Annotated in this window: 1 protein-coding gene and 2 pseudogenes; all 3 read left to right on the top strand. The window is 44.8% G+C overall.

Features of this window, described 5'->3' with window-relative positions:
* Positions 1–814, top strand: a pseudogene (locus tag M3P07_RS17685) (hypothetical protein); the annotation flags it as partial.
* Between the two features lie 4 nt (positions 815–818).
* Positions 819–1985 (top strand): gliding motility-associated C-terminal domain-containing protein, encoded by a 1167-nt coding sequence (locus M3P07_RS17680; RefSeq protein ID WP_249971256.1) that lies wholly within the window; start codon positions 819–821, stop codon positions 1983–1985.
* Between the two features lie 160 nt (positions 1986–2145).
* Positions 2146–3684, top strand: a pseudogene (locus M3P07_RS17675) (hypothetical protein); the annotation flags it as partial.

The raw sequence follows: 3684 nt of genomic DNA, 5'->3' as shown, positions 1-3684 counted from the left end.
CGACGACTTCGAGGTGACCAACGCGGCACCGGACCAAACGGTAACCCTGGCCGACGGGGGGAGCGGAAACGTCACCATTGGCGGAACATATCCCAATTTTACGGTCGACGTGGCAACGCTCAACGATGCCGATAGCGACCCGAACAATGAGGACCAGACAGTCTCTGCGGGAACGGGGATCACCGTAAACCAGGTCGGGGACGACTTCGAGGTGACCAACGCGGCACCGGACCAAACGGTAACCCTTGGCGACGGGGGCAGCGGCACCATCACAACCGGTGGGACCTATCCAAATCTCACAGCGGACGTAGCACCTAATGGGATAACCTCAAATGAAATAGCTGACGGTACAATTACAAATATTGATATCAATGCAGGAGCCAATATCGATGGAAGTAAAATTAACCCTGTATTTACTAGTGATGTAACTACAACCGGTGATTTTATTGCTGGTGGAATTACCTTATCTGTTCCAGATTTTGTTTTCGAAAAATACTACGATGATTTTTCATCTCTCAACAATGCATATAGATTCAGAAGCTTAAAAGAAGTTGAGGCCTTCGTAAGAGAACACAAACATTTACCTGGAATCAGGTCAGCTTCGGAGGTGAAAACTTCAGGAGAATATCGATTAACAGAATCTTCGCTCGATCATCTAGAAAAAATTGAAGAACTATTCTTACACACTATTGAACAAGAGAAGAAAATTGAAAAGTTAGAATCCGAAAAGGAAGAATTGGCCAAAGAACTCGAAGCCTTAAAATCAGAAATACGAGAAATTAAGATTTTGTTACTCAATAAAAACGAAAAGTAATACGTTGAAAACTTCTTTTTTTATAACGTTTCTATTTTTAGGATTATCCATAAAGGCCCAAAACGGCTTATACAACAGCGGTAACATTCAAATGCATCCGGATAGTCAAATCGGGTTTCATGCTAATTTTATAAACGATTCCTCATTTGACCAAACTGTAGGTTTGGCTGGCTTTTATGGAACCAATTCCTTGGAAGTTTTGGGCAGTATCCCTCCAACTTTTTGGGATGCTGAATTCATGGTGACCAACAATATCCTTCTTCAAAACCCCATAAACGTTCAGAACAACACCAATTTTGTTGAAGGAAACGTAGACACACCCCTAGATAACCAAGCGGTATATCTCAACTTTATGCAGGACGGATTTTATAGTGGTGATCGCGATGTTGCCAAAATAACCGGTTTCGCTGCTATAAATAATCGAAACTTTTTTGTTTTCCCAGTAGGCGATCAAAATCAGTTGAGGCCTCTGACCCTACACTCACAAGGCAATACTCCACTTGCCAGATGTGCTTATTTGTTTGAAAACCCTTCCAATCCTCCATCATTGGCAGCAAATTATAATACCGGAGAAAAAGTTCCCGATATCGGTACAGTAACGGATAAAGAATTCTGGATTCTGGATAGTGGTGTTCCCGCATCGGTTACAATAAGTTGGAATCCACGAAGTGATTTAGCTTCTATTCCCAATGCTTCCTTTGAATCCATAATCGTGGTGGGTTGGAGTAAAGGTGCCAATCAATGGGTTGTAATTGGAAATTCTGCCAAAAGCGGAGACCTTTCCAATGGATTTATCACTTCCCAAGTGTTCAACCCAAATGACTATGCTGTCATAACCTTTGGTACTGTTCCCCTGCCTACGGATACGTTTGCTGTTAACAACCCTACATTGGGAAATTACTTCCTAAGTCCTAATGGGGATGGGGTCAACGATTTTCTTGTCATTGACAACATGGACCAATCCCCCAATAATAGCCTGAGAATTTTTAACAGATTTGGGCAAAAAGTGTTTGAAAAAATCAATTATGTTGATGAGTTCAATGGCTTGGCCAACACAGGAAATTTCTACCTAAGCCAAGATAAAGGGCTGCCTGAAGGATTTTACTATTATTTAGTCACCTTGGACGATCTAGGTCTTGAATACCAAGGTTTCCTGTTCCTAGATCGATAGTTTGTAGGAATAAAGCTTCAATTGACCCGTCATAACCCCTTCGGAATTAAAGGATTGCTTCCATAATTCCCATTTACAACAATCTTATCTACCTACACAACAATTAGTGGTACTTCTCTCCTTCCGACGCTATTTTTAGCCAGCTATCAAATAAGTTGTAATGGAATTGAGAAGTATATTACCCTTTTTTGCCCTGTTTTTTTCTGTTATCACATTTGCCCAAGTCAAGGTGGGAGACAACCCCAATGCGATTGATCCTACTTCCATTATGGAATTGGAAAGCAGTGACAAGGCGTTGGTTTTGACCCGGCTGTCCTCTGCTCAAATGCAAAGCATCTCTCCTTTGAACGGGGCTGTGGTTTATAATATGGATACGGCTTGTGTGCACTATTTTAACGGAGCCCAATGGATCAATCTTTGTGATTCATCAAACAACACCAATTTTTCCTACACGGACAATGGAGATGGAACCATTACACTTTCCGATGGCCAGGGAAATGACCTAACCTTCAACGGAGCCCCAGAAACCACAACTACCTTGGTAGACAATATGGATGGCACCTATACTTTTACCAATGAAATAGGGTCAGAAACCATTATCAGTGCCATCAACACGGATAACCAAAACCTTAGCACCGATGGTAATCCCGGAAACATAGTAATTGATAACGGCAATACCATCAATATCAATGTGGATGACGCTGATGCCGATAGTCAAAACGAAATTCAGGATTTGGAATTTACTGGAGGGGTAATTTCCTTAACCAGTGACCCAGATGCAACTACCATCGATTTAAGTAGTTATGACACCGATGTGACCGATGACTTTTCCGGTAGCTTCAACGACCTGACCGATGTACCTGCCAATCTGGATACGGATTCCACCGACGATTTTGATGGGGAGTGGTCCTCACTCAACAATGTGCCTGCCGGCTTTGCGGACGACATCGACAACGATACACAGCTGACCGACGCACAGGTGGCCACGGCCGTCAACAACGAGTTCCCGAATTTGGACACCGATGTGACTGACGACTTTTCCGGTAGCTTTAACGACCTGACCGATGTACCGGCCAATCTGGATACGGACTCAACTGATGATTTCAGTGGTAGCTTTAACGACCTTACGGACGTGCCCGCCAACCTTGATACGGATTCTACCGACGATTTTGACGGGGAGTGGTCCTCACTTAACAATGTGCCCGCCGGCTTTGCCGATGATATCGACAACGATACCCAACTGACCGATGCCCAGGTGGCAACGGCCGTCAACAACGAGTTCCCCAACCTCGACACCGATGTGACCGATGACTTTTCCGGTAGCTTCAATGACCTTACGGACGTCCCGGCCAACCTCGATACGGATTCCACCGACGATTTTGATGGGGAATGGTCCTCTTTGAACAATGTGCCCGCCGGCTTTGCCGACGACATCGACAACGATACACAGCTGACCGACGCACAGGTGGCCACGGCCGTCAACAACGAGTTTCCGAACCTGGACACCGATGTGACCGATGATTTTGACGGGGAGTGGTCCTCTTTGAACAACGTACCTGCGGGGTTTGCCGACGATATCGATAACGATACACAGCTGACGGATGCACAGGTGGCAACAGCAGTCAACAATGAGTTCCCGAACCTTGACACCGATGTTACGGATGACTTCTCGGGCAGCTTCAACGACCTAACGGACGTC

The organism is Flagellimonas myxillae (assembly GCF_023502235.1).
Taxonomy (GTDB): Bacteria; Bacteroidota; Bacteroidia; order Flavobacteriales; family Flavobacteriaceae; genus Flagellimonas; species Flagellimonas myxillae.
This window is presented reverse-complemented; position numbering and strand designations above follow the sequence as displayed.